The sequence below is a fragment of the Aquificaceae bacterium genome, assembly GCA_037722135.1.
GTDB lineage: Bacteria > Aquificota > Aquificia > Aquificales > Aquificaceae > Pampinifervens > Pampinifervens sericum.
In genome coordinates this window covers 1-3967 of the sequence record JBBKAW010000064.1, presented here as the reverse complement: position 1 = coordinate 3967, position 3967 = coordinate 1, and the positions used below count along the sequence as shown (strand labels likewise).

The following is a 3967-nucleotide window of genomic DNA, read 5'->3' as shown; positions in this document are numbered from 1 at the left end:
AGCCTAACTCTTTCTGGCACTTTGGAAAGGCTACAGGTTTTAAGATAAATATATGGAAGTAAGGCTACTTGTGAACGGAAAAGAGGTGAGACTAAAGGACTTTCCTCAAAGGGTGCTTTATAATCTCATTGAGGGTTATGTGAAAAGTCTAAACCTCCAAGAAGAGCCAAGGCAAGTAGAGGTTCATGTTAGGCTCAAAGAGGACCATAGTAGAGACACTAACCTTTGAGGTAGCAGAGGAACAAGAGGGTCTTAGGCTTGACCAGTTTCTCTCTCAGGCTTACCCCGACTTTTCAAGGAGCTACCACCAAAGGCTCATAGAAGAGGGCTATGTGCTTGTGGATGGTCTTGAGACAAGAAAGCCTTCAAAGAGGCTAAAAAGGGCAAGCCAAATAACCCTGCTTATTCCAGAGCCAGAGCCTCTTGAGGTGCTCCCAGAAAACATCCCCATTGACATAGTTTACGAAGACCAGCATATTCTCGTGCTTATAAAACCCTGCGGACTTGTGGTGCACCCATCCCCGGGATACACCTCTGGAACGCTTGTGAACGCACTTCTTTATCATGTTAAAAGCCTCTCCTCCATAGGTGGCGTGGAAAGACCGGGCATAGTCCACCGGCTTGACAAGAACACCATGGGACTTATGGTGGTGGCAAAGACCGACATGGCACACAGAAGCCTCGCAGAGCAGTTTAAAGAAAGAAAAGTGGAAAAACTATACAAAGCCTTAGTAAAGGGCATTCCAAACTGGAGCTACAAGCTCATAGAAGCACCCATAGGAAGACACACAGAAGACAGAAAGAAGTTCACCATAAGAGAAGAGGGCAAGCCAGCCAAGAGCGAAGTCTGGCTTTTAAGAGCCTTTCCCCGTCAAAGCGTAAGCCTGCTTAAGGTAAAGATACACACAGGCAGGACACACCAAATAAGAGTGCACCTGTCTCACATTGGTTTTCCCATCTTGGGAGACACCACCTATGGCTTTAAGAGAAGCTCCGTAGACAAAAGGCTACTTCAGACCCTTGGCGGTTGCCACATGCTCCTTAGCTATCATCTCTCCTTTGAGCATCCCCAAACAGGACAAAAGCTCACCTTTGAAATACAAGAGCCAGAACCCTTCAAAAGCACCTTAGCTCTCATAGAAAAGCTTGAAGAAGAGCTCTCTTAGTCTTTGCACCGCACCCTCTTCACCAAGAACCTGCCTTAGCCTCTTAAACTCAAGCCTTTGGCTTTCCTTCCAATCCTCCTTTAGCTCCGAGAAAAACCTACACAAAGCCTCTGGACTTTTTTGAACCATCTCGGGCACCACATCCCTCTGGAGTATAAGGTTTGTGAGGGCTATGTTTTTTACCTTAACAAGAAGCCTCCCAAGAAGATAGGTTATGGGACTTACCCTATAAAAGACCACATGAGGAGAGTCCAAAAGGCTTGCCTCAAGCTCCGCAGTGCCACTGGCAAGAAGCGTAAAATCCGCATAAGCCATAGTGTTGTAAGAAGCCCTATCCAAGTCCCTGTTGGTTATGACCCTTATTGGAAAACCTGCAAACTCCCTCTCTAAGAAATCCCTAAAAGCCTCAAAGGTAGGAACAACCATAGGCTTTTCCACCCTCAGACATCTTAGCACCTCCTTCAGATAAGGCACATGCCTTTTTATCTCACTCCAACGACTTCCCGGAAGCAAAGCCACATAGTCCTCAAAGCCAAGAAAACTCCTCATAGCCTCTTTGCTTAGGCTTGGCTTTGCCAAATCCACAAGAGGATGCCCCACAAAATGCACCCTAAAGCCATCCCTTGCGTATTTTCTGTAAAAGTCCACCTCAAAGGGAAGTATCACAACAAGATGGTCTACAAGCTCCGATATTAGCCTTGCCCTACCCTCCTTCCAAGCCCAAACCTGTGGAGAGATAAAGTAGATAATTTTTCTCACCTTCCCCTTAGCCCTCTTGAGAAGTGGCAAATTAAAGGCAGGAGCATCACACAAAAGGAGCACATCCACCTCAGGAAGAAGAGCCTCTATCTGTCTCCAAAGCCTGTAGACCTTTGGAATCTTTGGAAGAGCCTCCACAATACCCACCACGGAAAGCTCCTCTATGCGTGCAAGACTTTTAAAGCCCAAAGACTCTAACCTCTCATCGGTTATGCCAATAAACTCCACACCCCCAAAGTCCTTGAAAATCTCATAAACATAGTTGCTTGCAGACCTCTCCCCCAGAGAAACAAAAACCCTCATTCAACCTTTGCAAAAGCCCCAAAGAGCCCTTCACCCTTCCTCTCTATCCTAACCCTCACACCCTCCAACCTCACAAAAAAGGCATAGGAAACCTCCACCCTACCAGAGCTCCTCACGCTTACATACCTCTCCGCCCAGCAGTCCTCCAAGGCATTCCTAAAGGTCGCCTTCAAATAAGCCCCATCATGATGCTCCATAATCTCTGTATAGACCACCTCCATGTAGTTATTCCCCTCCACCGCAGACCTCCACAAGCCCTCAAGCCCAGCCTCAGAAACCTCAAAGGACACACCAAACTCCAAATCCTCTGGGTCCACATCCTCAAGATACTCCTCTACCTTTGCCCTCAACACACCACAAAGCTCCCTTACCTTATCAAGCGAGGTCTGTCTGTAGCTTTCATCTATAGGCATAGAATTATGATAACATTAAAGTAGCAGTGGTTGGATATTTAAAAGAGCTTTTCAATACCAAAAGGCAGGAAAGGGTCTTAGAGGCGGTAGTTAAGTCTTCCCTTATAAACCTCCTTGCCCGTGGCTTTGGCTACTTTAGGTCTGTTGCCATAGCAGTCCTTCTTGGTTTTAGCTACCAAACAGACGCCTTCTTCATGGCACTTTCTTTGATAGGCATATTTCTCATCTTCGTTGATGTCTTTGACTCTGTTGGAGTGCCAGAGCTTGTAAAGGCAAGAATGAAGTCAGAGGAAGAGTTCAAGAAAATTGCAGGTCTTCTCTTTACCTTTACCTTTACCGTTTCCATAGCCATAACCCTCTTGGCATTTCTATTGATGCCCTTTGTTCTGAAAATCCCAGCGGGTTTTTCTGAAAACGCCCTGCAGGCAACAGAGGTCTCCTATCTTATTCTTCTGCCTTATCTGTTCTTTAATTTCTACTTTCACCACTTTGGAGCAGTTCTTAGGAGTCAAAGAAGGTTTACCGCTTACTTTGTGGGGGAGTTTACAATATCCATTACCCTTTTTACTTCTACCCTTCTCGGGCTTCTATTTTACAAAGACTACAAAATACTTCCTATAGTAGCATCCCTGTCAAACTCCATAGGAGCTATCTATATGTTATACGCAGGAAGAGAATATATCCACTTTCGTCTCTTTTATAACGAAACCACAAAAAGACTTCTCTCTCATTTCCTACAGCTCCTTGCAGTTTATGGAGTTTTTCATCTCTACATACTCGTTGACAGAGCCTTTGCCTCTTTTCTTGGAGAGAAAAGTGTTTCTGCTTTATACTACGGTCTCTTGCTTGCATCCGCACCAAGGGGAGTTCTAAAGTTTGAAAACATAGCCATAACTTCCCTTTCTGAGTCTCAAGGTTCCATTAAGAAGTTGGACTTTTACATAAAGAAGCTACTTCTTTTGACCCTGCCCATATCCGTCTTTCTTTTCCTATTTTCACCCATAGTGGTTAAGCTCTTCTTTGGATACGGAGCTTTTTCAAGGATGGATGTAGAGCTTACCGCAACAGCCCTTAGGTTTTATGCCCTATCTTTGCCCTTCATGTTCTTCTGGCCCCTAATATACAGGGTATTCCAGATAAGAGGCAAGCTTTTGCCTGTGGGAGTTGTGGGTGCAATAGGTGTAGTGGCTAACGCCCTTTTTAATTATCTCTTTGTCTTTGTCCTCAATTTAGGTATTGCAGGCATATGCCTTGGCACTTTCTTTGCATATGTGTTTATTTGCACTCTTGGCTATTTTATGCTAAGATATTACGACAGGAAAGCTT

At 45.0% G+C, this 3967-nt stretch carries 5 protein-coding genes; 3 read left to right on the top strand and 2 right to left on the bottom strand.

Annotation, left to right across the window (positions count from 1 at the left end; all coding sequences use genetic code 11):
- Positions 1-52 precede the first annotated feature (52 nt).
- Together WKI49_04690 and WKI49_04685 are read left to right on the top strand one after the other, a co-directional pair.
- Positions 53-229, top strand: coding sequence for a hypothetical protein (locus WKI49_04690; protein ID MEJ7621794.1), 177 nt, complete (start codon positions 53-55; stop codon positions 227-229).
- Complete coding sequence (locus WKI49_04685; protein MEJ7621793.1) at positions 186-1166, top strand: RluA family pseudouridine synthase; 981 nt, start codon at positions 186-188, stop codon at positions 1164-1166. Before WKI49_04690 ends, WKI49_04685 begins: the two co-directional genes overlap by 44 nt.
- Here the strand turns inward: WKI49_04685 and lpxB are convergent.
- Together lpxB and WKI49_04675 are read right to left on the bottom strand one after the other, a co-directional pair.
- The gene (gene lpxB / locus WKI49_04680; protein MEJ7621792.1) at positions 1128-2228 is read right to left on the bottom strand and encodes a lipid-A-disaccharide synthase; all 1101 of its coding nucleotides are present in this window, start codon (positions 2226-2228) and stop codon (positions 1128-1130) included. The two genes, WKI49_04685 and lpxB, sit on opposite strands and share 39 nt — an antisense overlap.
- A complete protein-coding gene (locus WKI49_04675) occupies positions 2225-2641 on the bottom strand; it encodes a hypothetical protein (protein ID MEJ7621791.1) in 417 nt (138 codons plus the stop codon). The genes lpxB and WKI49_04675 overlap by 4 nt, the downstream gene beginning before the upstream one ends.
- A gap of 26 nt (positions 2642-2667) precedes the next feature.
- Between WKI49_04675 and WKI49_04670 the strand changes: the two genes are divergently transcribed.
- Positions 2668-3967, top strand: a 1300-nt coding sequence (locus WKI49_04670) for a lipid II flippase MurJ (GenBank protein MEJ7621790.1), incomplete at its 3' end; no start/stop codon positions are given.